The sequence below is a fragment of the Microbispora sp. NPDC088329 genome (assembly GCF_040685655.1).
GTDB lineage: Bacteria > Actinomycetota > Actinomycetes > Streptosporangiales > Streptosporangiaceae > Microbispora.
Genome location: NZ_JBFBIP010000023.1, coordinates 94903 through 119501, shown reverse-complemented (window position 1 = coordinate 119501; position 24599 = coordinate 94903). Strand labels below are relative to the sequence as shown.

The following is a 24599-nucleotide window of genomic DNA, read 5'->3' as shown; positions in this document are numbered from 1 at the left end:
GCATGCGCCGAAATCCATCATGGCGTCGTACGGCTGGAATGCTTTTCGCGGTCGTCGGAATGGCGCCCGGCCTGCTGATCCTGCAGGGGAGGCCCGCGGCCGCCGTCACGGCGGCGGAGCGGGAGGCCTGGGCCTTGCCGGCGACTCCCCGGCAGATGGCCGGTTCTGCCGCCGGACTGCCGTCGCTGCTGCCCGCCACGCGGATCTCCGCGGTGGCCGATGCCTCCGACAGGTGGCGTTCCAAGGCGCGGCGCCCCCGCGGCACGGTGCCGCAGGAGGACCGGACCGCGCGGTCGGAGGCCCGGTCGGATGCGACTAAGCCGTTGCTCGCGAAGGTCTTGCCGGCCGCGGGAGCCGATACCGCCGCCCTGTCGGCCGGGCCGAGCCTTGTGGATGTCTATCCCAAGCAGGGGTATCTGGTCGATTCGCTGACGCCGTCGCTGCGCGCGTGGGGTAGAAGCGGCAACTCCGCCCTGTCGTACTCGTTCAAGATCTGCGACGTCGAGTCGATGTCCGGCTCCGGTTGTACGACGTCGGGCTATGTGACAGGCAACAAGAACACGTGGACGGTCCCGGCCGGGAAGCTGACCTGGGGCAAGCAGTACTGGTGGACGGTCACCGTCCGCGACTCCTCCGGTTCCTCGACCACCACCTCCCCCGTGACGACCTTCACCACCGGCGTGCGACAGCCCGCGGTCACCTCGCACCTGTCCAACCCCGGGATCGCGGGGCAGGAGTTCAACCAGCAGAACGGCAACTACACCAGCACCTTCGTCGACCTCGAGGTGAAGACGGCGGGGCCGCCGTTGTCGGTGGTGCGCACCTACAACAGCATGGACCCCCGCGGCGACGGGATGTTCGGCGCGGGCTGGTCGACGCGCTGGGACATGCACATCACCGAGGAGAACCCCCAGCAGCAGATCGTGGGCTATCCGCCGCTGCCCAAGTCGGTGAAGGTGACGTACCCGGACGGCCGGCAGGTGCGCTTCGCCGCCGGCTCCGCCGACGACCCGTTCGGCTTCCAGGCCCCGCCGGGCATGTACGCCACGTTGCAGCACCTGTTCGAGCCCATCCCGTGCAGTCCGGAACTGGGCTGCCCGGGCGGTGTGCGCCACGTCGGCTGGCGCCTGATGGACAAAGAAGCGGTGTCGTACTACTTCGACCGGCAGAACCGGCTGTCCAAGGTCGTCGATCAGAGGGGACGCGGCCAGGAGCTGACCTACGGCGACGACGGCAGGCTCGCGAAGATCACAGGCCTCGGCGGCCGGTCGATGACCTTCACCTGGACTGGAGACCACATCGGGTCGGTCACCGGCGGCCCGGTCGACGGCAAGCCGCTGACCTGGACCTATGGCTATGACGGGGATCGGTTGACACAGGTGTGCGCTCCGGTCGCGGCACCGAACTGCACCGCGTACGAGTACGGCAACGGATCGCTGTACCGCAGCAGTGTGCTCGACTCCGATCCGTTCGGCTACTGGCGGCTCGGCGAGGCCGCCGGCGCCTCCGGTGGCGAGGACCTGGGCACCGGCGCGGGGACCCTGAGCTATCAGGGCATCACTCTCGGACAGGCGGGCGCGCTCGCCGGCACCGGCGACACCGCGGCCACGTTCAAAGCCGGCTCGGTGGTGAAGCTGCCCTCGGACGCCGTCCCGCACTTGGGTGACCAGGTGTCGGTGGAAGCCTGGTTCAAGACCACCCAGTCCGGTGTGATCATGGCGGCCGGCGCCACCCAGAACAGCGGCGGCCTGGCCCAGGGGGCCATGCTGTACGTGGGCACCGACGGCAGGCTGCGCGGCGCCTTCGACGCGGTCACGACCCCGATCACCTCGGCGAACGCGGTGAACGACGGGCAGTGGCACCACGTGGCGCTGACCGTGGCCGGGCAGGATCAGACGCTGTATCTCGACGGCCGGCAGGCCGGCACTATGACCGGCACGGTGACCGGCTGGCGCACGTACGCCACCCTCGGCAACGGCGTCACCGACCCGGCCAGATCCCCGTCCGTCCCCGCCTCGGTGCAGGCCTTCCCGTTCCAGGGCCAGTTGGACGAGGTCGCGCTGTACGGCAGGCCGCTCACCGCGGCCGAGGTGACCGCACACTACGCCGCCCGCGTCGGTGCTCCGTACAAGCTCACCAAGACCACGCTGCCGTCCGGACGGGTCTGGGCGGTCAACACCTACGACGGCAGGACCGACCGGATCGCCACCCACACCGACGCCGACGGCGGCACCTGGAAGATCGGCGACATCGCCACCGAGCAGCAGTCCGGCGAGGCTCAGGTGACCGTGACCGACCCGGACGGCACCACCCTCGACTACCTCTACGACGCCTGGCGCGGCTACCGGATCCGGGGTGAACCCGACGCGCTCCAGCAGACCACCTGGTACGAGTACGACCAGGCGGGCTTCTTGACCAAGGTGATCGATCGCAACGACATCGCGAACGAGATCTACCAGGACAAGCGCGGCAACACTCTGGGCCGCCAGTACTGCCGGGCGCCGGGTGAGTGCGCGATCGAGTTCTGGTCGTACCACCTCAACCCCGATGATCCGTTCGACCCGCGCAACGACAAGGTGACGGCCTACCGTGACGGCCGTTCGGCGAGCGACACGGACGACACCTATGCCGTCACCGTCACCTACAACAGCTACGGCGAGGTGACCAGGCAGACCACCCCGGCCACCACGGACTTCCCGCGGGGGCGCGCGGTGAGCACGGTCTACACCGACGGCACCGAACCGGCGGCCGGCGGCGGCACCACCCCGGCGGGCCTGGTGAAGACCAAGACCGACGCCCGCGGCAGCGAATACGGCTACCGCTACACCAGTTCAGGCGATCTGGCCGAGCAGACCGACCCTGAGGGCCTGGTCACCAAGCTGGACTACGACCCGCTCGGCCGTCTGGTCGCCAGCACCCGCGTCTCCGACGCGTTCCCCGGCGGCGCCAGGACCACCTACACCTACGACGGGCGCGGCCGCCTGCTGACCAGCACCGCACCGGGTGCACGGAACGAGATCACCAACGTCACGCACACCGCGCAGACACGCGTCACCTACGATCCCGACGGCAACCGGCTCACCCAGACCATCGCCGATCTCACCGGCGGCGAACCGGAGCGCACCACCACCTACACCTACGACGAGCACGGCCGGCAGAACTCCGTCACCGACCCCGAGGGCGGTGTCACCCGGCAGGAATGGAACAGCCGGGGCTGGATGATCCGGACCACGGACGCGCGCGGCACGGTCGTCGAGCAGAGCTACACCAAGCGCGGCGAACCGTACAGGCGGACGTTGAAGGGCTGGACGGGCAGTCCGGTCAACCCCCAGCCGGCCGCGGACGTGGTGCTGGAGACGCGCGGCTACGACCCGGGCGGGCGGCTGACGAGCACCGTGGACGCGATGGGCCGCAAGACCACCGACGAGTACTGGATGGACAACCGGCTCAAGCGGCAGATCGCCGACGACGCCAAGGTGAACGGCTCCACGACCCCGCGCGACGTCGTCCTCACCGCCGAGGAGTACGACCCGGCCGGCAACCTGATCAAGCAGACGACCGGCGGCGGCCTGACCACCGCCACCTACGACTACGACGCGGCCGGCCGGCTCACCGCCCAGGTTCTGGACCCGGCCAAGCTGGCACGCCGTACGGCGATCGCCTACGACGCCAACGACAACGTCACCAGGACCACGCTGACGGCCGCCGGCACCGGCCGCACCGAGACCACCGGCTACGCGTACGACAAGCTCAACCGGCCGACCAGGCAGACCGTCGAGAACGGCGCCCAGGACCTGATCTTCACGATCGGCTACGACGACCGCGGTCTCGCCGTCGCCACCACCGACGCACGCGGCAACGCCGACGGGGCCGACGCCGCCCGCTACACCACCACCATGCGCTACGACGCGCTCGACCGTCTGGTCGAGAAGATCGCCCCCCAGGTCGAGATCGACAGGGCGGGCGACACGAGCGAGGGCAGTCCCACGATCAGGAACGGCTACGACACGGTGGGCAACCAGACCCACCAGACCGACGCCGAAGGCCGTACCGTCGTCTCGACCTTCGACAAGGCGGGCAGGCTGACCGGCACCACCGCGCCGCGGTACTCCCCGCCCGGAGGCGGCGCGATCACCGCGGTCGTCCGCCACGGCTACGACGCGGCCGGGCGGCGCACCAGCACCACCGACCCGCGCGGCAACGTCACCCGCTACGACTACGACCAGCTCGGCCGGCAGGTCCGCGTCACCGACCCCGCCCCGGACGGCCAGAACCCGGGCACCTGGGTGACCGAGTACGACCTGGTCGGCGAGAAACTGGCCGAAGTGGACCCGACCGGCGCCCGCACTCAGGCCACGTACGACGACCTGGGGCGCCAGATCACCGCCACTCAGATCGAGCGCAAGCCGGCCAACTCCGCCTCCACCACCACCATGCAGTACGACGACGCCGGTCGGCTGATCAAGCAGACCGCTCCGGGCAACAAGGTCACGAGCCACACGGTCAACGCCGCCGGCGAAATCGTCTCCACCACCGACCCGGCCGCCGGCAAGACCACCATGGACTACGACCTGGCCGGTCGCCTGGTCAAGACGACCGATCCGAACCTCAACGCCAGCGTCTCCGACTACGACCTGGCCGGTCGCAAGACCGCGCTCAAGAACCTGAACGCCTCCGGCACGGTGCTGCGCACCTTCGGCTACGGCTACGACCTCGCGGGCAACCCGACCAGCTCCACCTCCCCCGAAGGCCGTGTCACCACGCGGACCTTCGACGCCCTCAACCGCCTCACCTCCCTCGTCGAGCCGGTCTCGGCGAGTGAGTCGATCACCACGAGCTTCGGCTACGACGCCAACGGCGCCCGCACCCGGCTCACCGACGGCCGCGGCAACGCGACCTGGACCGGCTACAACAGCCTGGGCCTGGTCGAGACGGTGACCGAGCCGGCCACGGCCGCCCACCCGAACGCGGCCGACCGCACCTGGACCCACATCTACGACGCGGCGGGCAACCAGGTGGCCACCGTCCAGCCCGGCGAGGTGCGCATCGACCGCATCTTCGACCACCTGAACCGCCTCACCAAGGAGACCGGCTCAGGCGGCGGCGCCATCGCGGCGGAGCGCACCTTCGGCTACGACCTGGCCGGCCGTCGCAGCACCGCAGGCGATCTGACCGTGGACTACAACGACCGCGGTCTGCCGCTGAAGATCTCCCGCGGCGCCGCGCAGGAGACCGCCTACGCCTACGACGCGCTCGGCAACCCCACCCAACGCGTCGACGCCGCCGGCACCGCCGCCTTCACCTGGGACAACGCCAACCGCCTGCGGACCGCCACTGATCCGGTCACCGGCCGCGCCCTCACCTACGACTACGACCCGGGCAGCCGGTTGAAGACCATCACCGCCACCGGCGGCCAGGCCGGCACCCAGAGCTTCGACTACGACGCCATGAACCGGCCGACGGGCCAGACGCTGAAGAACGGCTCGGGCACCCAGCTCGCCAAGCTCACATACGGCTGGGACAAGGACGACAACCTCACCACCAAGACCACCGCGGGCACCGCCGGTGCGGGCACCAACACCTACACCTACGACTACGCCGGCCGCCTCACGTCCTGGACCGCCCCCGGCGGCGCCACCACCGCGTACGAGTGGGACGCCGCGGGCAACCGCACCAGGGCCGGCGCCGCCACCTTCACCTACGACGAACGCAACCGCCTGACCTCCGGCGACGGCACCGACTACAGCTACACCCCGCGCGGCACCCTGGCCGGCCGGACCAAGAACGGCGCCACCACCACCCTGACCTTCGACGCCTTCAACCGCCTCATCACCGACGGCGACAGCCTCTACGGCTACGACGCCCTGGACCGGGTCACCTCCCGCATCCGGGGCACCGCAAAGCAGACCCTCGCCTATGCCGGCCTGGGCAACGATCCGGCGGCCCTGCGCGACGGCGGCGGCGCCGTCCAGGCCGTCTACGCGCGTGACCCCGCAGGCGGCCTGCTCGGCCTGAAGGAGGGCGCCGGCGCGGCGGCGGCGGTGCTGACCGACCTGCACGGCGACCTGGTGGCCACCTACACCGGCACCCTGCAGACCTCCACCGCCTACGGCCCCTTCGGCGCGGTCACCGCCCAGACCGGAACCAGGGCCCAGCTCGGCTACCAGGGTGAATACACGGACCCGGACACCGGCCTCGTCAACATGCACGCCCGCTGGTACCAGCCAGGCACCGGCACCTTCACCAGCCGCGACAACACGACCCTCCCCCCGAGCCCGTCGGTCCAGGCCAACCGCTACACCTATGCCAACGCCACCCCCCTGACGGGCGCCGACCCCACAGGCCACATGACGGTCTACATCCCGGACAGCAGCGGCAACTACGTCCCCACCAACAACGGGGGAGACTGCCGGACCGACATCAACACGAGCACCGCCTACTGCACGCCGACCATCGCCGACTCCGATCCGGAGTGGTACGCGAACTTCATGTGGGAGGCCAACAAGTGGCAGCTCCTCGGGGACGACGAGATCAAGAGGCTCGGCTACACGGTCATGCCCAACGGCAGGCCCGTGGAGAAGGTCGTGCCGTTCTGGGACATGAGCAGCCAGGCGCAGGACTACTACATGAAGTACTACCGGCCGGACCTCAGCAGTGACGAGCACCGGCAGCTCGCGGCCATGGCGATAGCCGAGACGAGCGACATCCACGGGATGGACATGCTTCTGGCCGGGCTGCCGAGCGGCGGGAAGGGCGCGTCGAGCAAGAAGATCATCGCCGTGCTCAAGCAGCAGGGTAAATTCATCGGGGCTCTCGAAAAGTGTCATGATCACCTGGCCGAGGCCCGATGCAAGAATCTGGTCCAGAAGCAATGGGAGGTATGGCGCTCCGCGCTCTGTAATCCCCTGCAGGCCGGCTGTAAGCTGCGGCCTGAGGTCCGCGCGGTCGCCTTCCTCGCGAAACTGCCGGTGGCACTGTACGAGTTCCTCGGCAGCACCGATCCGACGATCTCGAACGCGGAGTTCAACAAGCGGCTTCTCGCGTGGGCGAAGAAGGAGTCGGCGAAGGCCGGCGGCTCGTGTGACCAGGACAAGAAGACCGGGCTCACGGTGTGCAGCGGCCTCGAATCAGGGTGGCATTTCGGCCGGTCAGGCACGACCATCGCCGCGGTGACGCTGACCCATGACCCCCTGTCAAAACAGACTCCCGAGTTCATGGCGCACGAGAACCAGCACCGGATCCAGTGGAACTGGTACGTCGGCCAGACCGGTTTCTGGCCCACATTCCTCGTCTACTACCTCTCGGCGGGCGTCAGCGCGTGTACCAATGTCTACGAGCAGGAAGCCGAACTCAAAGGCCAGACCTACGACTGCTGATGGGCCGGTCCATGAATGATTCCGTACGGTGCCGACGACAGTTCCTGATCGTTCTTTCCGCCCTGCTGCCGATCGCGGCCTGTGGCGTCCCTCTCGGCGATCCCCAGCCCAGACCGGTGGGGATCGGCCGGACGGCCGACGGGCGGTTCCGGTTCGTCGTTCCGCTCTGCGAAGGGGAGACCGTGTCCGCCTTCGAGGTGAAGGACCGTGAGACGTGGGCTCCCCTGTGGAGGGTGTCGCAGCCCACGCAGCCGGATGAGCGGCGGGGAATCGTCGTTCTGGGAAGAGCACAGGGGTTCGCCGAAGAAGAAGTGAGGCTGACCCTTCCCCTTCCGCGCAACATCAGTGTTTCGGCGGCCGTGCCGGACGCTCCCACCATCGGCCGGGCGTTCCTGCTCGACGAAGTGCCGGAAGAACTCGCCGGCACCGACCAGGTGATCGACCTCGATGGGAGGCGGCTCTCCGAGGAGGAGTTCCGGCAGCAGGTGACCGGCGAATACTGCTGATTACGGTCCTCCCGGCCGGATTTCCGGCCGGGAGGGCCTCAGGCGGTCAGTACGCCCGGCGCTGGCGCATGGCGGAGCGCTCGATACGCTCGCGCGCCTCCAGCAGGCAGGACGCGATCTCCTTCTCCCGCTCGGGGGTGAGGCGCGGGATCGGCACCGAGCAGCTGATGGCGTCGCGCGGCGGGTCGCTGATGTGCAGCGCGACGCCGAAGCACCGCAGCCCCTCGGTGTTCTCCTCGCGGTCCACCGAGTAGCCCTGCTTGCGCACTCGGCGCAGGTCGACCAGCAACTCCTCCGCGTCCACGATGGTGTGGGCCGTCAGCGAGGGCAGCTCGGCGGGCAGCAGCGCGCGCACCTCGTCGTCGTCCCTGCTCGCCAGGATCGCCTTGCCGAGCGAGGTGGTGCTCGCCGGCAGACGGCGGCCCACCCGCGAGAACGGCCGCAGGTAGTGCCGCGAGGCACGCGTGGCGAGATACACGATGTCGAAATGGTCGAGACGGGCGAGGTGCACCGTCTCCCCCGTCACCTCGGCCAGCCAGTCCAGGGCGTCGTGCGCCATCTGGACCACCGGGTCGCCGTCGATGTACGTCGCCCCGACCAGCAGAGCCCGCATGCCGATCCGGTAGAGCGTGCCGGTGACGTCGGTCTCGATCCAGCCGAGGTCGACCAGCGTGCGCAGCAGGGCGTGCAGGCTGCTCTTGGGGTAGCCCAGCTTGCCCTGAAGGTCGGTGAGGCTGTGCAGCCCGGGATACTGCGCGAAGAAGTCGAGCAGCTCGACCGTCCGGAGTGCCGACTTCACGTGCGGCACGGGTTCCGCCATTGGTGTTACCTCCCTGACCCGCCTGTCCGCCTCCTATTGTGAGCCGGTTCCCCAGGAGGCGACCGTCCGGGAGGCGATGTAGTCCATATCCAGATCATCCCCCAGTCCGGGAGTGTCCGGCATCCGCACCTTGCCGCCGACGAGCGGGTCGACGATCGACCGCAGGTGCGGGGCGGGCGTGTCGTAGTCCGAGTGCGGGTGCAGCAGCCCCCGCTCGTACCACCGCCCGCACAACGTGGCACCGATCACGGACAGGGCGCCGGACCCGTTGCCGTGGATCTCGCAGTCCATGCCGAACGACTCGGCCAGGTGGACGGCCTTGATCGCCGGGATGATCCCACCGGAGCCGACCACCCCCACCCTGAGGATGTCGCAGGCCCCCGCGGCCACCCACTCCGCCCGGGCCATGTGTTTGCCCCAGGAGGTCTCCGGCCCGAGGATCGGCGTCCTGAGCTGGTCGGCGAGCCATCGGTACGACTGCACCGACGCCTCCTCCATGGGCTCCTCGTACCACGTGAAGTTCAGCTCGTCGAGAGCCCGGCCGAGGGCCAGGGCCTCGGAGCGGGAGTACCAGTGGTTGCTGTCGAGCATGAGCGCGACGTCCGGGCCGACCGCGTCGCGGACCGCGGCGCACGCCTCGATGTCGCGGTCCACGCCGTACGGCATGGGCGGCATCCAGGTGTGCAGCTTGATCCCGCGGTAGCCGCGGGACACCAGCTCCTTCGCGAAGGCGGCGTAGTCCTCGGGAGTCGCCAGGCCGCCGGGGATGTCGTCGCCGCACATGGTGCTCGCGTACGCGGGCACCTCGGAGCGCGCGCCGCCGAGGAGCTTCCAGACGGGCAGGCCGAGCTTGCGTCCCGCGAGGTCCCACAGGGCCTGGTCGACGGCGCTGAGCGCGCGGTCGGACAGGTTGCCCTGGGCCCCCCGCTGCCGGCGGGCGACGCGGTGCCACAGCCGCTCCCGGTCGAGGCTGTCCTGGCCGATCAGCGCCGGCCCGATGTGGCCGGTGATCACCGCCTCCCTGACGGTGTCCGGCGCCGCCAGGCAGTACCCGGTCGCGCCGTCGCTGTCGGTGACGGCCAGCAGCGCCTCCCGCACCTCCCGGGGCGGGCCGGGATGCCGGTGGCCGTGCCCGTCCACCACGGACTTGGTGACCGTGGCGAAGACCGTGACGATGACGCGTTCGACGACCGCCATGGGATCTTCCCTTTCCGTAGGTGAGTTCGGGAGGGACCGTGCCGTCCAGGCCCGGAGGGCCGGTGCGCGGTCAGGGACGCACCGGCCCGGTCCCCGGGACGCGGCGGCGACGGATCAGCCGCCGGTCGCCTTCTTCCATTCGGCCTGGGCGTCGGTCAGCTTCTGCGCCAGGGTGTCGAGGAACTCCTGGGGCTTCATCTGGCCGAGCAGGACCTTCTGGAAAAGGGGCTCGGTGTCGGCCTTGGTGATGGAGGAGAACTGCGGCAGGTAGTAGGGCGGCGACACGACCTGGGTGTTCGGGTCGTTCAACGTGTCGACGGCCGTCTTGAGGTGCTCCAGGCCCTGCAGCCAGGAGTCGCCCTGCGCCTCGGTGTTGGCCGGGATCTGGCCCGTCTGCTGGTTCCAGTAACTGTTGCTGTCGTGGGAGACCAGGAACTCCACGAACTTCCAGGCGGCGTCCTTGTGCTCGCTGTTCTTGAAGACCGCGAAGCCGTCCACGGGGTTGGCCACGATGGTCCGCTTGCCGCCGGGGCCCGTCGGGAGCGCGAACGCGCCGACCTTGCCCTCGCCGTGCGCCTTCTTGTGGTCGTTGTACGAGCCCAGGTTGTGGTGCATCATCGCGATCTTCCCGGTGCCGAACGCGGCGACCATCTTCGGGAAGTCGTTGGTGACGTCGGCCTCGGGGGTGTCCTTCTTGTACAGCCCTGCCATCTTCGTGAGGAACTCGACGTTCTTCGGGTCGTTGACCGTGCTCTTACCGGAGGCGTCGAAGAACTCGGAGACGCCCGAGTAGGAGTACATCTCGGCCAGGATCTGGAAGATCGAGCCGGCGCCGCCGCGGATGGTGTAGCCGTACTCGTCGGGCTTCTTGGTCAGGTCGTCGGCGTCCTTGAAGAACTCGTCCCAGGTTTTCGGCGCCTGCTGGAGCTTGTCCTTCAGGTACCACACCACGTCCATGTTGGAGGTGCCCGGCACCAGGTAGAGCTTGCCGTCGGGCACGGTCTTGCGGACCGAGTCGAGCATCGGCGTGGCCAGCTTGCCGTTCACCGAGCTCTTGGCCAGCCACTCGTCCGCCGCCTCCAGCGCCTGCTGACCGGTCAGGTTGGCCAGGTACGACGTGGTGACGCCGCCGACGTCGGGGGTGTCCCCGCCCGCGATGGCGGTGTCGTACTTCTGCTGGACGGAGGCGATCGGGATGCCGACGTACTCGACGTGGATCGAGGGGTTCGCCGCCTCGAACCGCTTGATCAGCTCCTGGTAGATCGGGGTGCGGGCGCCCCCGTTGTTGTCCCAGAACGTGATGGTCGTCTTGCCGGAGCCGTCGCCGGAACCCGAGTCCGACCCACATCCGGAAGCGGTGACGGCGAGAACGGCGAGCGCCGCCCAGGCCACTTTCATCTTCATGGTTCCTCCTGCTCACAACAGGCTGGTCTCTTTGATGGGGGGTGCTATCCCTTGACCGCGCCGGCGCTGATGCCGTGCACGAGATAGCGCTGGACCACTGCGAACACGCAGACCACCGGCAGGGCGGCGACGACGCCCCCGGCCGCGAGAGCCCCGAAGTCGGCGCTGTACTCCCCGATCGTGTAGCTGAGCCCGACGGGGATCGTGAAGCTGTCCTGCCTGCTGACGAACATCAGCGCGAACAGGAAGTTGTTCCACGTGTGGATGAAGGCGAACGACCCGACGGCGATCAGGCCGGGCCGCAACTGCGGCAGCACGATCGCGAGGAAGCCGCGGAACCGGGTGCAGCCGTCGACCATCGCGGCCTCCTCCACCGTGAACGGCACGGCCGAGATGAACCCGCTCATCAGGATGATCGACAGAGGCAGGTTGAAGACGGTGTCGGCGACGACGAGGCTGGCCAGATTGTTGATCAGGCCGAGCGTCCTGAAGATCGAAAACAGCGGGATCAGCATCATCGCGCCGGGGATGAACTGGGTGCACAGAAGCACGACCATGAACAGGCTCCGGCCGCGGAACCGGTAGCGCGACAGCGCGTAACCGCCCATCACCGCGACGACCGTGGTGAACAGCAGCGACCAGACCCCGACGATCACGCTGTTCTTGAAGAACACCGCGTAGCCGATGTCGTTCCAGACGGTCTCGAAGTGCTCGAACGTGATCGGCCAGGGCACGGGATCGGTCGATCCGGCCGGCCGCAGGGCGAACACGAGCATCCAGTAGAACGGCACGAGGGTGAAGACCAGGTACAGCCCGAGGGGGACGTAGAGCCGCAGCACGCGGCCGGGGTCGCGCCTCTTCCGTCGGCGGCGGGCCCCCGCGGGCACCGCTCGCGTGTGCGGGCGGGTCATGACGTCGGCGCTCATTGCGAAACCCCTCGCCTCTTCATCGTTCCTCGCCGAACCGGCTGAGCCGCAGGTAGAGGATGGAGCAGAACAGCAGGATCACGAAGCCCGCCATCGTCAGCGCCGAGCCGTACCCGAAGTCCTTGGAGTCGACGGCGCGCTGCGCGACGTACAGCGGCAACGTCATCGTCGCCTGCGCGGGACCGCCGCCCGTGAGCGTGTAGAGCAGGTCGACGTTGTTGAACTCCCAGACTCCGCGCAGCAGCGTGGCCAGCACGATCGCGTCCCGCAGGTGCGGCAGTGTGACGTGGTGGAAGCGCCTGACGCGCCCGGCGCCGTCCACCGCGGCCGCCTCGTAGAGCTCGCCCGGGATGCCCTGCAGGCCGGCGAGCAGAAGGATCGCGAAGAACGGCACGCCGCGCCACAGCTCGGTCACCACCACGGCCGGAAACACCGTGTCGGGGTTGCCGAGGACCGCCGCCTCGGGCTGCCCGAGGAAACGCAGCACGCCGGTGCTCGGCGTGTAGAGCAGAATCCAGATGCCCGTCGTCAGAACCCCGGAGACGGCCCATGGGGAGAAAACGAGCGACCGGGCGAGCCCCCGGCCGATGAAACTTTCATTGACGATAAGGGCCAGAGCCAGTCCGAGGAGCAGTTGGAGGGCGATCTCGACGATCACCCATTTCGCGGTGAATCCAAGGCTGTGCCAGAAGACCTCGTCCTCGAACAGCATCTGCCGGAAGTTGTCGAGCCCGGCGAAACCGTCCGCCCATGGCCGGGTGAGGTTGCGGTGCTGCAGGCTGTAGTACGCGACGCTGCCGATCGGGTAGACGAGAAACGCGGCGATGAGCGCCACCGTCGGTGAGATCAGCAGGTACGGCACGGCCTTGCGGCGCATCGTCGTCACCGGCGCATCTCCTCTGGTAGAGATTCCCGAACTTCGGTCAAGACATATTCCTGAACCTCGTTCACAAGCGTGGACGGATCAACGGTGATGTTCGGGCCGCGGTCCTGTCAAGGATCCGTGTCCTATTCGAAACATTCACTCTCTTGGGCGTGCGCGTCTTGACCGCACGCCGCCACTCGCCGTACGGTCCCGGTGTTCACGAATATGAATTCGGTTCAGAATGATGACGGAGGAAGCCGGTGACGTTGGACGGCCTGCTGTTCTTCCCGGTCACGCCGTGCGACGAGGAGGAGCGGCTCGACCTCGAGACGTTCCGCCGGCACGTGCGGCAGGGCGTCGAGGCGGGGTGCGGCGCGGTGTTCGCCTGCTGCGGCACCGGTGAGTTCCCCTCGCTCAGCATGCGGGACTACGCCGCCTGCGTGGCCGCGGCCGTCGAGGAGGCGGCCGGCCGCGTCCCGGTGGTCGCCGGCACCGGCTACGGCACCGCGATGGCCCTGGAGTTCGCCAGGGCGGCCGAGGACGGCGGGGCCTCGGCCCTGCTCGCGCTGCCGCCGTACCTCGTCCAGGCGGGCCAGGACGGCCTGCGCCGCCACTACGAGGCGATCGCGGACGGCACCCGGCTGCCGATCATCCTCTATCAGCGGGACAACGCCGTCTTCGAGCCGGATACGGTCGCGGCGCTCGCGGAGCACCCGGGCGTCATCGGGCTGAAGGACGGCTACGGCGATCTCGGCCTCATGCGCCGGATCATCGAGGCCGCCCCGTCCGGCCTGCTGTACTTCAACGGCCTGCCGACGGCGGAGCTGTCCCAACTCGGCTACCGGGACCTCGGCGTGACCCGCTACTCCTCCGCCGTCTTCTGTTTCCTCCCCGACCTCGCGCTCGCCTGCTACCAGGCGCTGCGGGACGGCCGCGACGACGTCGCGAACCGTCTGATCGAAGGGTTCTACCGCCCCCTGGTCGACCTCCGGCGCGAGGGACCGGGATACGCGGTCTCGCTCATCAAGGCGGGTGTGCGCCTGCGTGGTCTGGACGTGGGACCCGTCCGCCGGCCGCTGTCCGATCCCGGCCCCGAGCACGTTCACCGGCTCGCCGCACTGATCGACCGCGGTCTCGCCCTTCTCGAAGAACTGGAGCGGTCGCCCGACCCGGCCTGAGCGCCGGCGACACGTACGGACTCGTCTCGGGGGAGCGACCGCGGAACGGAGATCAGTCATGCCCGCAAGACACCTCCTCCTCTCGGCCGTCCTCGCGCTCGCGGCGGCCGCCCCCGCCCTGGCGGCGAGCCCGGCCGGGGCGGCCACCACGCCTGCCGGGAAGCCGGTGGGACAGCAGGCCGATCTCGGGCGGCAGACGCTGCCGGCGAACGACGGCTGGGCCTCGGCCGGCACCGGCACCACCGGCGGCGCGGCGGCCCCCGCCGCGAACGTCCACGTGGTCGCCGACCGCGCGGGCCTGGCCGCGGCGCTCGCCTCCCCCGGCCCCCGGATCATCTACGTCAAGGGCGTCATCGACGTCGACAAGACCTGCGCCGACTTCGCCACCGGGGGATACACACTGGCCGGCTACCTCGCGGCGTACGACCCGGCGGTGTGGGGCCGCGACACCGAGCCCTCGGGGCCGATGGAGGACGCGCGGGCGGCCTCCGCCGCGGCGCAGACGAAGTACATCAAGCTCAAGGTGCCGTCGAACACGACCATCGTGGGCCTGCCCGGCGCCGTCATCCGGCACATCAACCTGCACGTGGACAAGGCCGACAACGTCATCATCCGCAACATCCGCTTCGAGGACGCGGCCGACTGCTTCCCCCAGTGGGACCCGACCGACGGCGACGAGGGCAACTGGAACTCCCTTTACGACAACATCTCGGTCACCGGCTCGACCCACGTCTGGATCGACCACAACACCTTCACCGACGGGGACAACCCCGACGCGAACCAGCCGGTCTACTTCGGCCGGCCCTACCAGGTGCACGACGGCCAGGCGGACATCACCAGCGCGTCCGACTTCGTGACCGTGTCGTGGAACAAGTTCTCCGACCACGACAAGACGATGCTGATCGGCTCGACCAACAACCCCGCCAACGACCGGGGCAAGCTCAGCGTGACCGTGCACCACAACGAGTTCTCCGGCAACCTGCAGCGGCTGCCCCGCGTGCGGTTCGGCAAGGTGCACGTCTACAACAACTACTACCAGGTGCCCGACGCCGAGCCCTTCGAGTACGCGCTGGGTGTGGGCGTGGAGTCCCAGATCTACGCCGAGAACAACTACTTCCGGCTGAGCCGGAGCGTGGACCCGGCCGACCTGCTCTACAACTGGGGCGGCACGACGCTGACGGCCAAGGGCAACCTGCTGCGGGTCGGCGGCAAGGAGACCCCGATCGACCTGGTCGCCGCCTACAACGCCAAGAACGACCCCGACCTCGGCGCCGACGCGGGCTGGACCCCGGCCCTCCACTCGAACGTCGACCCCGCCGCAGCCGTGCGCAGGGAGGTCTCCCGGCACGCCGGAGCCGGCGAGATCCACTGACGACCGGCGCCGCCGGACGTCCTGGTGATCGCGACCGATGACGCGCGGCCCTTCCCCGGGGCCGCGCCGTCCCGTCCGGCTCACGCGCTTCTCAGGGCGCGGGACCCGGACGGGACGGCGGCAGCCCGAGCTGGAGATAGAGCTCCAGCTGGTCGTAGAAGACCTGCTGATTGACGATCAGGCCGTCCTTAACGGCGAAGAACCAGCAGCATCGCACGCTGACGTACCGCCGGGTGCCCTGCAGCACCTCGCCCGTGGTGAGCGGGAACGGCCCGGTGTGCCTGCCGGTCCCCACCGCGGCGACCGCCGTGGCCTCGCCGTCCCCGACCTTCTGCAGGACCGTGGCGTGGACGTCGGGGAAGGCCTGCCAGATGCCGGTGTGGTACGACGCCACCTCCGAGCGGCCCTCCGCCGGCCCGCCCGGGCCGACCGCGACGGGCTTGGCACAGTAGCACCGCATCACCGCGTCCAGATCGTGGGCGTTGTACGCGTCGAAATACCGGTCCACCACGTCGGCCACGGCGAGACCCCCGATCCTCGCACCTGGTAGTCCAGGTTATCGAGGCGGCGGCGGGCCGGGCCAGGCCGGGAGGACCGGCCGATCGGGCGGCGCGCCGTCCAGGCCGAGCAGGCGCGTCAGCGCGTCCCGCACCAGGCGCCCCGGGCGCGCGGGCAACTCGCGTGCGCGCCAGGCGACGAAGCCGTCGGGCCGGACGAGGGTCGCGCCGGTCCCCGTGATGCCGTAGGCGCCGAGGAACCGGTCCTCGGGGTCGCGTAGGCCGGCGCCGATCCGATGGACGGCCAGCCCGGCCTCCCCCGCGGCCGCGGCGGCCCACTCCCCGCCGTCCGGGCCGGTCAGCAGCGTGAAGGCGCCGGTGAACAGGTCGAGCGTGGACAGCCTGGCCCCCGCCCGCTCCAGCCACACGTGCGGTGCGCGCAGACCCGGGCGCCCGCTGGGAGCGCGCGGGTCCTCGGCCTGCGCCACGGAGGCCGGTGCCACGGAGGCCGGCGTCTCCGGCAGGATCGCCGCGGAGTCGTACCGATAGCCGAAGATCATCGTGACGTCGTCGATCGCGGTGACGTCCTTACCCGTGCCGCCATGCCGTCCGGTGATGTGCCGCATCGCGGTCTCGAGCGTCAGCCACGCGACCGGGCGGCGTTCCCGCTCGTAGGTGTCCAGCAGCGCCTGTCCGGCCCGGCCCGCGAGCACGGCGGCGAGTTTCCACGCCAGGTTGTGCGCGTCGGCGATGCCGGTGTTCGCACCGTACGAACCCGCGGGCGGCACGACGTGGGCGGCGTCGCCCGCGAAGAACACCCGCCCGGCCCGGAACCGGTGCGCGACCCAGCCGCCGATCGTGCTGCGGGACACCATCTCCGGCCGCCCGGGCACCGGGGGCACGAGGGTGACGTCGAGGTCCGCCACCCCGGTCGCGAGGCGGACCAGCTCGGCGCAGCGCTCCTCCGGGAAGTCGCCGTGGGGCTCGCCCTGCTCCGAATGCGCGGGCACCCCGAGCATCCACCGTCCGTACGTCCGCAGCGGCACCAGGACCGTGCCCGGCGCCGGCCGGTCGAGATAGGCCAGCAGGAAGCGCCGCCCCCGCAGCACGGCGGACAGATCGGCGTCGAAGACGAAATATGACACCTCGGTCGTGGGTCCGGGCCGGTCCGCGCCGATGCCGAGCCGGTCGCGGACGCCCGCGCGGTTGCCGTCGGCGGCGACCAGGTAGTCGGCGCGGACACGGCGTGCGGCGCCGGTGCCGAGGTCGCGGACGACGGCCGTCACGCCGTCGTCGTCGGCGTCGACGGAGACCAGCTCGGTGCCGAAGCACACCTCCGCGCCGCCGCTTTCGGCATGGGCGCGCACGACGCGCTCCAGCTCGTCCTGGTCGATCAGCGCCCAGTCGGCGGGGCTGACCGCGGCGGGCGGCCGGACGCGCGCGAGCAGGTCGACGCGGAAGCGCTCCCGGCCGGCCAGCGTGTCCGCGCCGATCATCTCCGGGAGACCGGCCAGGATCGACTGACGCCCGCGGATCTCCTCCTCCAGGCCCGCGGCTCGGTAGATCTCCATCGAGCGCGGGTTGAACGCGCGGGCCTGGGGCGTGATCGCCGTGGACGGATGCCGTTCGACCAGGAGCGGGCAGATCCCGAGACGCGTGAGGAAGAGCGCGGTGGACAGGCCGGTGATGCCTCCTCCCACGATGAGGACGGCGGTCCTGCGGTCGTACGGTCCGGTCATCGCTGCGGCTCCCGTCTGTGCCCGGCGGGGTCGCCCGGGATGCCGGCCCCGCCCCACGATAATCAACCGGACATAAAATTGTGTCAATCATCCGATTGATCGCGGTCGCCGGCTATACGATCGGGGCGTGCCCACGAAGCCACGCCGGTCTCCCAAGCCCCAGGAACGGCAGCGCGACCCGGACCGCACCCGCCGGGCCATCCTGGACGCCGCGACGGTGGAGTTCGCCGCGCACGGGTACGCGGGGGCCCGGCTCAGCGCGATCGCCGCCAGAGCCGGGGTCAACCAGCAGCTGATCTCGTACTACTTCGACGGCAAGGAAGGCCTCTACCGGGCACTCGGGGAACGCTGGCGGGAGCGCCAGAACGAGCTGGTGTCGCCCGGCACGCCGCTGCCCGAGCAGCTCCGCCGGTACGCGTTGGAGGCGTTGGACAACCCGGACGGTGTCCGGTTGCTCGCATGGAGCGGACTGGAGTACGAAGGGCCGCGGACCGACCCCGACCAGGCGCCGCGCTCGGAGCGGCTGCGGGGCTACGTGGACGAGGTCCGCGCCCGGCAGGCGGCGGGCCGGCTGCCGGACGAGGTGGACCCGGCCTGCCTGAGCGTCATGTTGATGGCCGCCGCGATGGCGACCACGACGCTGCCGCACGTCGTCGAAGGCGTCTGCGGAGCAGATCCCCGCTCCCCCGAGTTCGTCCGGCACTACGCCGAGCAGGTCTCTCTGGTCGCCCGGCTCCTCGGGCTCGATCCCGAATAGCGATCCGCGCCGCTCCCGCAGAGGGGAGCGGCGCGTCGGCGGCTCGGCGTCAGACGCGCGGGCGGCCGTCCACGCGTTGCGGCACGCCGAGCGGGTTGTCGTCACGCAGCTCCGGCGGCAGCAGATCCTGCGGCCAGTCCTGGTACGCCACAGGGGTCGTCCAGCGCCTGATCGAGGCCGCGCCGACGGAGGTGTGCGCCGGGGCGGTGGAGGCCGGCCAAGGACCGCCGTGATGCATCGCCCAGCAGACGGCGACACCGGTGGGCCAGCCGTTCCAGATGAGCCGTCCGGCCAGCCGGGCCAGGACCGGCACGAGGTCGCGGGCCTCCTCGGGCCCGGCGGCGTGGACCGTCGCGGTCAGCGACCCGGGCAGCCGGCGCAGCACGGCGGGCAGGTCGGCGGGGTCGCGGTAGCGGACGACGATCGCCGACGGGCCGAAGCACTCCTCCGCCAGCTCGGGGAGCCCGTCCGCGAACGCCTCCAGGTCGGCGGCGAAGACCTGCGGGGTGACGCCGTCCACCGCTCCCCCGCCGGCCAGCACGGTGAGCCGCTCGGCCAGCCGGCCGGACGTTCGCAGGTAACCCTCTCGGATCTTCGCGGTGAGCATGGGCCCGCCGGTGGTCGCGGCGACCGCCTCGGCGACGGACCGCTCGAAGCCTCCCTCCGCGGGGACGAACAGCAGGCCGGGGTTGGTGCAGAACTGCCCCACTCCCAGCGTCAGCGAGGCCGCGAACCCGGAGGCCACCTCGGCGGGGTCGGCCGAGGGCAGCACGACGACCGGGTTGACGCTGCCGAGCTCGCCGTAGAACGGGATGGGGTCGGGCCGCTCGTCGATCAGCTTCTGGATGGCCTTCCCGCCCGCGAGCGAGCCGGTGAAGCCGACCGCCGTGACGAGCGGGTGCTTCACCAGCGGGGCGCCCGTCTCGAACCCGTGCACGAGCCCGAGCAGGCCGGGGTCGGGCAGAGCCCGCCGTACGACGGAGGCGGTCAGGTCGGAGGTGCGGGGGTGCCCCTCGTGGGCCTTGACCACGACCGGGCAGCCGGCCGCGAGCGCCGACACCGTGTCGCCGCCCGCCACCGAGAACGCGAAGGGGAAGTTGCTCGCCGCGAAGACGGCCACGACGCCGAGCGGGTGGTTCATCCTGCGCACGTCGGGACACGGCGGGGTGGCACCGGGGTCGGGGTGGTCGATCACCGCCTCGACCCACCCGCCGTCCCGCAGGACGTCGGCGAACAGCCGGAACTGCGCGGCCGTACGGGCGATCTCGCCGCGGAGCCGCGCCTCCGGCAGCCGGGTCTCCTCGGCGGCGGCCGGCCACAGCTCCTCGGCGTGCTTGAGCAGGGCGTCGGCGACGCCTTCGAGCACGGTGGCGCGCTCGGCCGGGGGCGTCGCCCGCCACGCCTCGCCCGCCGCGGCGGCCCGCTCGACCGCTTCCTGGACGACCTGGTTCACCTGATCGGTCACCTCATCCCCCCGCCGTGAGATTTTCGACATCGTAGCGGGGGCCGCAGAACGCCCCGCCGAGCAGGGAGTGCGGCAGCTCGCCGAGGTCGGGCTCGCCGTGCTCGGCGATCAGCGTGTCGGCGAAGGCCTCCGCGTCGTCCTTGGGCTCGTAGCCGATGGCCCGGCCCTCCTCCAGGGACCACCAGCGGCGCGTGTTGGCCGAGACGCCCCACACGACGTGGAAGCCGTCGGCCGTCAGCGACGCCTCGACCAGCCGGGCGCAGTCGTCCGGCGACAGCCAGGTCGACAGCATGCGCGCGTCCCTGGGCCGCTCGAAGCACGAGCCGATGCGCAGGCAGGTGACCTGCATGCCGTACCGGTCGTGGTACAGCGAGCCGAGCGCCTCCTTGGTCACCTTGCTCACGCCGTAGAAGGTGTCCGGGCGCGGGAACAGATAGTCCGGCGCCTCGCCGGCGCCGCGCGGGAAGAACCCGACCGCGTGGTTGCTGCTGGCCAGCACGACGTGGCGCACCCCCGCCCGCCGCGCGGCCTCCAGCACCACGTAGGTGCCGTTGATGTTGACCTGCAGGATGTCCGCCCACGGCTGTTCGAGACTGTGGCCGCCGAGGTGCAGCACCGCGTCCACGCCGTCCATCGCCGCTTCCATCGCCTCAGGATCGGTGATGTCGCCGGTCACCGCCTCCTCGCCCGGTCCCGCCTCCAGCGGGGCGACATCGAGCAGGCGCAGCACGCGCCCCTCCCTGGCCAGCCGGGGTCGCAGCAGGGTGCCGACGCCGCCCGCCGCGCCGGTCATGAGAATTCGCATGTGCCTCCTGTCGGATCGGCCCTGCATTAGGCGCGGTGATCGTCCGCGCGAGCTACGGACCGTGTCAATGCCGAACGGCGCCAGTCTCGCAGCAATTCCCAAACGTTCACAACAACGGGCATGGTTCACATATATGACCGATAGCGCCTTCTTGACGCAACTGTTGTCAATTCCTACGGTCTTGCTGATACGTGAACGCAATTGCGCAACCGGTTCAAGCATGTGAACAGGAGCGCGAGCATGACACTCCTCCCACGCTTCGGCGTCATCGGACAGGGCTCCGCCGGACACCCTCCAGCCAGGTTGACTTTCGCGAGATCGCACAGCTAGCTTCGTGAACATATTGAAGAACTTTGTCCATGTATGTGGACATCGAGGGAGTGAGCGGATGCAGCTCGACGGCGTTCTCTTCTTTCCGGTCACACCGTTCGGCGCGGACGGTGAGCTGGCCGAGGACGTGCTGGCCAAGCACGTGGCGCGCGGAGTCGCCGAAGGAGCGGGCGGGGTGTTCGCCGCCTGCGGCACCGGCGAGTTCAACGCGCTGGGCATCGACGAGTACGCACGGGTCGTGCGGATCGCCGTCGAGTCGGCCGCCGGCCGGGTTCCCGTCCTGTCCGGCGCCGGCGGCTCGCTCCCCTTCGCCCGCGACTGCGCGCGCAGGGCCGCCGAGGCGGGCGCGGACGGCCTGCTGCTGCTGCCTCCCTATCTCGTCAGCGCGCCCGCCGACGGGCTGGTGCGCTACGTCCGCGAGGTCGCGGCCTCCACCGATCTGCCGATCATCGTCTACCAGCGGGCCAACGCCCGCTTCACAGCGGCCGCCGCCGCCGCGCTGACCGAGATCCCCAACGTCGCCGGCTTCAAGGACGGCCTCGGCGACATCGACGCCATGCAGCGGATCGTGCTCGCCGTGCGGGAGGCGACCGATCGCGACTTCACCTTCTTCAACGGGCTGCCGACGGCCGAGATGACCGTGCCCGCCTATCGGGGGATCGGCGTGAGCCTGTACTCCTCCGCCGTGTTCTGCTTCCTCCCCGAGGTGGCCCTGGCCTTCCACAAGGCCGTGACCGCCGGGGACGACGACCTCGTCCGGCGCCTTCTCGCCGGTTTCTACCGCCCGCTGGTCGAGCTGCGCGACCTCGTGCCCGGCTACGCCGTCTCGCTCGTCAAGGCCGGCGTCGCCCTGCGCGGCCTCGACGTGGGCCGGGTGCGGCCGCCGCTGGTCGACGCGGCCCCCGAGCACGTCGCACGGCTGGAGAAGCTGATCGCCACCGGACTGGACATCGTCGGATGAGGAGCCGGATGAGGATTCGCGAGATCAACGTCACGCCGGTCGCCTTCCGCGACCCGCCGCTGCTCAACGCCGCCGGCGTCCACGAGCCGTGGGCACTGCGCACGGTCGTCGAGGTCGTCACCGACGAAGGGCTGAGCGGCCTCGGGGAGACCTACGGCGACCTCGACCACCTCGTGCGGGTGCGGGCCGCCGCCGAGGCGCTCATCGGTCACGACGTCTACGGCCACAACGCGATGTACGCCACCGTGGCCGGCCTCGTCGGCGCCGACGTCGTCACCGACCTGCACGGTCTGACCGGCACCTCCTCACGGGCCAAGACCGTCGACCGGATCTTCTCCCCCTTCGAGGTCGCCTGCCTGGACATTCAGGGGAAGGCGGCGGGCCGGCCCGTCGTGGACCTGCTCGGCGGCCGGGTGCGCGACGCCGTGCCGTACAGCGCCTACCTCTTCTACAAGTGGGCCGGGCACCCGGGCGCGGCGGAGGACGGCTTCGGCGCCGCGCTCGACCCCGACGGGGTGGTCGAGCAGGCTCGCCTGCTGATCGGCCGCTACGGCTTTCGCTCGATCAAGCTCAAGGGCGGCGTGTTCCCGCCCGAGCAGGAGATCGAGGCGATCCGCGCGCTGCGGGAGGCCTTCCCCGAGCATCCGCTGCGCCTCGATCCCAACGCGGTGTGGAGCGTGGAGACCTCGATCCGGGTGGGCCGCGAACTCGACGGCGTGCTCGAATACCTGGAGGACCCGACCGAGGGCATCGAGGGCATGGCGCGGGTCGCCGCCGAGGTGCCGATGCCGCTCGCCACGAACATGTGCGTCGTCACCCCCGAGCACATCCCGCCCGCCGTGCGCCAGGGCGCCATCGGCGTGCTGCTGACCGACCACCACTACTGGGGCGGCCTGGTGCGCTCGGCGCACATCGCCACGCTGTGCGAGACCTTCGGCATCGAGCTGTCCATGCACTCCAACTCCCACCTCGGCATCAGCCTCGCCGCGATGACCCACCTGGCCGCCGCCACCCCGGCGGTCACCCACGCCTGCGACACCCACACCCCCTGGCAGGACGGCCAGGACGTGGTCGTCCCGTCATCGGGCGGTGAAGGCGCGCTGCGGTTCGTGGACGGCGCGGTCCCGGTGCCGGACGGCCCGGGGCTCGGGGTGGAGCTCGACCGCGACGCCCTCGCAATCATGAACGAGCAGTATGAGAAGTGCGGGGTCCGCTCCCGCGACGACACGACGTACATGAGGTCCGTCGACCCGTCCTTCTCCGCACGGAGGCCACGCTGGTGAACGTCATCTACGCCTACCCCTGGGACATCGTCGGCGACCCCGGCGCCGCCGGACGCCTCAAGGCGCTCGGCGTCGACGCGGTGGCGCTCGCAGCGTCCTACCACACCACCCGCGCCGCGACCCCTTTTCATCCCGCGCACCGACTGGTCGACGCACGGCACGCCGCCTGCTATGTCCCCGTGCGCGAGGAGGCGTGGAAGGGCAACCGCCTCGTGCCCGGCACGCCGTCCTGGGTGGACTCGGATGATCCGTACGGGGAGGCCAGAGACGCGCTGCGCGCCGTCGGTCTGCCGGTGCAGGCGTGGACCGTGCTGACCCACAACACGCTGCTCGGCTCGGCCAACCCCGACCTGGTCGTCACCAACGCCTTCGGCGAGCGCTACCCGTACGCGCTGTGCCCGGCGGCGGCGGACGTGCGCGACTACTGCCGCACGCTGGTCCGCGAGGTCGTCGAGGCGGGCGACCCCGACGCGCTGATCCTGGAGGCGTGCGGGGCCCTCGGCTTCCGTCACGGCGGCCATCACGAGAAGAGCGACGGGGCCGACTGGTCGGCCGCGCAGATCGCGCTGCTGTCCCTGTGCTTCTGCGCGGCCTGCGTACGCCGCTACGAGGCGGCCGGGCTGGACGTCGCCGAGGTCCGCGCGCGGGTACGGGCGGGCGTCGACGGCGCGCCGGGCTCGGTCGAGGACGCGCTCGGCGACCTGGCCGGGCCGATGCGCGACCTGCGCACGGGGCTCGCGGGCGAGCTGCGTGACCTGCTGCTGGCCGAGGCCAGGGCGGTGCGGCCCGACCTGAAGATCGCCCTGCACGCCAACGCCGACCCGTGGGCGACCGGCCCGTTCGCGACCGTCCCCGAGGGGGTGGACGTCGACCTGCTCGTCGGCAACTGCTGGAACGCGCCCGAGGTGGACGAGGCCGGGCTGCGCGCCCTGGGCCGGCTCGGCCCCCGCGTGGGCGCGTACGTGCTGGCCCTGCCCCCGCGGCCGGCGGACGGCGGAGCGCTGTCGTTCCTGGCCGAGGCCTACACGGCGGCCGGCGCCGCCGAGATCCACTGGTACCACGGCGGCCTAACCTCCGCGGCCCGGCTGAAGGCGATCGCGGAGGCCGTCCGCCGCTGA

General features: G+C 70.6%; 17 protein-coding genes. 8 read left to right on the top strand and 9 right to left on the bottom strand.

Annotation, left to right across the window (positions count from 1 at the left end):
- Positions 1 to 38 precede the first annotated feature (38 nt).
- On the top strand, positions 39 to 7376 hold the full coding sequence (locus AB0O28_RS32570) for a LamG-like jellyroll fold domain-containing protein (RefSeq protein ID WP_363646404.1): 7338 nt from the start codon (positions 39 to 41) through the stop codon (positions 7374 to 7376).
- Positions 7377 to 7387: 11 nt separating this feature from the next.
- Positions 7388 to 7882: a hypothetical protein gene (locus tag AB0O28_RS32565; RefSeq protein ID WP_363646403.1), complete on the top strand. Its 495-nt coding sequence runs from the start codon at positions 7388 to 7390 to the stop codon at positions 7880 to 7882.
- Between the two features lie 46 nt (positions 7883 to 7928).
- Here the strand turns inward: AB0O28_RS32565 and AB0O28_RS32560 are convergent, their stop codons facing one another.
- The 5 genes from AB0O28_RS32560 to AB0O28_RS32540 form a co-directional block, all read right to left on the bottom strand.
- The gene (locus tag AB0O28_RS32560; protein ID WP_363646402.1) at positions 7929 to 8702 is read right to left on the bottom strand and encodes an IclR family transcriptional regulator; all 774 of its coding nucleotides are present in this window, start codon (positions 8700 to 8702) and stop codon (positions 7929 to 7931) included.
- 33 nt (positions 8703 to 8735) lie between these two features.
- The gene (locus tag AB0O28_RS32555; RefSeq protein WP_363646401.1) at positions 8736 to 9899 is read right to left on the bottom strand and encodes an enolase C-terminal domain-like protein; all 1164 of its coding nucleotides are present in this window, start codon (positions 9897 to 9899) and stop codon (positions 8736 to 8738) included.
- Between the two features lie 114 nt (positions 9900 to 10013).
- Positions 10014 to 11303, bottom strand: a complete 1290-nt coding sequence (locus tag AB0O28_RS32550; RefSeq protein ID WP_363646400.1) for a sugar ABC transporter substrate-binding protein — start codon at positions 11301 to 11303, stop codon at positions 10014 to 10016.
- 44 nt (positions 11304 to 11347) lie between these two features.
- Entirely contained in the window at positions 11348 to 12229 is an 882-nt protein-coding gene (locus AB0O28_RS32545) for a carbohydrate ABC transporter permease (protein ID WP_363646399.1), read from the bottom strand.
- 19 nt (positions 12230 to 12248) lie between these two features.
- A complete protein-coding gene (locus tag AB0O28_RS32540; RefSeq protein ID WP_363646420.1) occupies positions 12249 to 13106 on the bottom strand; it encodes a sugar ABC transporter permease in 858 nt (285 codons plus the stop codon).
- Between the two features lie 248 nt (positions 13107 to 13354).
- On the opposite strand from AB0O28_RS32540, the gene AB0O28_RS32535 reads away from it, so the two are divergent.
- Both AB0O28_RS32535 and AB0O28_RS32530 read left to right on the top strand, forming a co-directional pair.
- Positions 13355 to 14272 carry a 5-dehydro-4-deoxyglucarate dehydratase gene (locus AB0O28_RS32535; protein ID WP_363646398.1) on the top strand — a complete coding sequence of 306 codons (918 nt, stop codon included), beginning with the start codon at positions 13355 to 13357 and terminating at the stop codon, positions 14270 to 14272.
- A gap of 58 nt (positions 14273 to 14330) precedes the next feature.
- On the top strand, positions 14331 to 15644 hold the full coding sequence (locus AB0O28_RS32530) for a pectate lyase (protein WP_363646397.1): 1314 nt from the start codon (positions 14331 to 14333) through the stop codon (positions 15642 to 15644).
- Between the two features lie 91 nt (positions 15645 to 15735).
- Here the strand turns inward: AB0O28_RS32530 and AB0O28_RS32525 are convergent, their stop codons facing one another.
- Together AB0O28_RS32525 and AB0O28_RS32520 are read right to left on the bottom strand one after the other, a co-directional pair.
- A complete protein-coding gene (locus AB0O28_RS32525) occupies positions 15736 to 16164 on the bottom strand; it encodes a nuclear transport factor 2 family protein (RefSeq protein WP_363646396.1) in 429 nt (142 codons plus the stop codon).
- Between the two features lie 36 nt (positions 16165 to 16200).
- Positions 16201 to 17880: an FAD-dependent monooxygenase gene (locus AB0O28_RS32520; RefSeq protein WP_363646395.1), complete on the bottom strand. Its 1680-nt coding sequence runs from the start codon at positions 17878 to 17880 to the stop codon at positions 16201 to 16203.
- A gap of 127 nt (positions 17881 to 18007) precedes the next feature.
- Here AB0O28_RS32520 and AB0O28_RS32515 point away from each other — a divergent pair, with 127 nt between their 5' ends.
- Positions 18008 to 18637 carry a TetR/AcrR family transcriptional regulator gene (locus AB0O28_RS32515; protein ID WP_363646394.1) on the top strand — a complete coding sequence of 210 codons (630 nt, stop codon included), beginning with the start codon at positions 18008 to 18010 and terminating at the stop codon, positions 18635 to 18637.
- A 49-nt stretch (positions 18638 to 18686) separates the two neighbouring features.
- Here AB0O28_RS32515 and AB0O28_RS32510 read toward each other — a convergent pair whose 3' ends face one another.
- The gene (locus AB0O28_RS32510) at positions 18687 to 20132 is read right to left on the bottom strand and encodes an aldehyde dehydrogenase (NADP(+)) (protein WP_363646393.1); all 1446 of its coding nucleotides are present in this window, start codon (positions 20130 to 20132) and stop codon (positions 18687 to 18689) included.
- Positions 20104 to 20907 carry an NAD(P)-dependent oxidoreductase gene (locus tag AB0O28_RS32505; protein WP_363646392.1) on the bottom strand — a complete coding sequence of 268 codons (804 nt, stop codon included), beginning with the start codon at positions 20905 to 20907 and terminating at the stop codon, positions 20104 to 20106. The genes AB0O28_RS32510 and AB0O28_RS32505 overlap by 29 nt, the downstream gene beginning before the upstream one ends.
- Positions 20908 to 21295: 388 nt before the next feature.
- On the opposite strand from AB0O28_RS32505, the gene AB0O28_RS32500 reads away from it, so the two are divergent.
- From AB0O28_RS32500 to AB0O28_RS32490, 3 genes are read left to right on the top strand one after another with little or no spacing between them, the layout of a single operon-like run.
- A complete protein-coding gene (locus AB0O28_RS32500; RefSeq protein WP_363646391.1) occupies positions 21296 to 22198 on the top strand; it encodes a 5-dehydro-4-deoxyglucarate dehydratase in 903 nt (300 codons plus the stop codon).
- 8 nt (positions 22199 to 22206) lie between these two features.
- Positions 22207 to 23481, top strand: a complete 1275-nt coding sequence (locus AB0O28_RS32495; RefSeq protein ID WP_363646390.1) for a glucarate dehydratase family protein — start codon at positions 22207 to 22209, stop codon at positions 23479 to 23481.
- Complete coding sequence (locus AB0O28_RS32490; protein WP_363646389.1) at positions 23478 to 24599, top strand: hypothetical protein; 1122 nt, start codon at positions 23478 to 23480, stop codon at positions 24597 to 24599. Before AB0O28_RS32495 ends, AB0O28_RS32490 begins: the two co-directional genes overlap by 4 nt.

What these genes read in the sequence shown, in the direction of transcription:
- AB0O28_RS32495 (WP_363646390.1), top strand. Translation starts at nt 22,207, where the DNA reads ATGAGGATTCGCGAGATCAACGTCACGCCGGTCGCCTTCCGCGACCCG.
- AB0O28_RS32505 (WP_363646392.1), bottom strand. Translation starts at nt 20,907, where the DNA reads ATGCGAATTCTCATGACCGGCGCGGCGGGCGGCGTCGGCACCCTGCTG.
- AB0O28_RS32530 (WP_363646397.1), top strand. Translation starts at nt 14,331, where the DNA reads ATGCCCGCAAGACACCTCCTCCTCTCGGCCGTCCTCGCGCTCGCGGCG.
- AB0O28_RS32570 (WP_363646404.1), top strand. Translation starts at nt 39, where the DNA reads ATGCTTTTCGCGGTCGTCGGAATGGCGCCCGGCCTGCTGATCCTGCAG.
- AB0O28_RS32540 (WP_363646420.1), bottom strand. Translation starts at nt 13,106, where the DNA reads ATGCGCCGCAAGGCCGTGCCGTACCTGCTGATCTCACCGACGGTGGCG.
- AB0O28_RS32545 (WP_363646399.1), bottom strand. Translation starts at nt 12,229, where the DNA reads ATGAGCGCCGACGTCATGACCCGCCCGCACACGCGAGCGGTGCCCGCG.
- AB0O28_RS32500 (WP_363646391.1), top strand. Translation starts at nt 21,296, where the DNA reads ATGCAGCTCGACGGCGTTCTCTTCTTTCCGGTCACACCGTTCGGCGCG.
- AB0O28_RS32565 (WP_363646403.1), top strand. Translation starts at nt 7,388, where the DNA reads ATGAATGATTCCGTACGGTGCCGACGACAGTTCCTGATCGTTCTTTCC.
- AB0O28_RS32560 (WP_363646402.1), bottom strand. Translation starts at nt 8,702, where the DNA reads ATGGCGGAACCCGTGCCGCACGTGAAGTCGGCACTCCGGACGGTCGAG.
- AB0O28_RS32520 (WP_363646395.1), bottom strand. Translation starts at nt 17,880, where the DNA reads ATGACCGGACCGTACGACCGCAGGACCGCCGTCCTCATCGTGGGAGGA.
- AB0O28_RS32510 (WP_363646393.1), bottom strand. Translation starts at nt 20,132, where the DNA reads ATGTCGAAAATCTCACGGCGGGGGGATGAGGTGACCGATCAGGTGAAC.
- AB0O28_RS32555 (WP_363646401.1), bottom strand. Translation starts at nt 9,899, where the DNA reads ATGGCGGTCGTCGAACGCGTCATCGTCACGGTCTTCGCCACGGTCACC.
- AB0O28_RS32550 (WP_363646400.1), bottom strand. Translation starts at nt 11,303, where the DNA reads ATGAAGATGAAAGTGGCCTGGGCGGCGCTCGCCGTTCTCGCCGTCACC.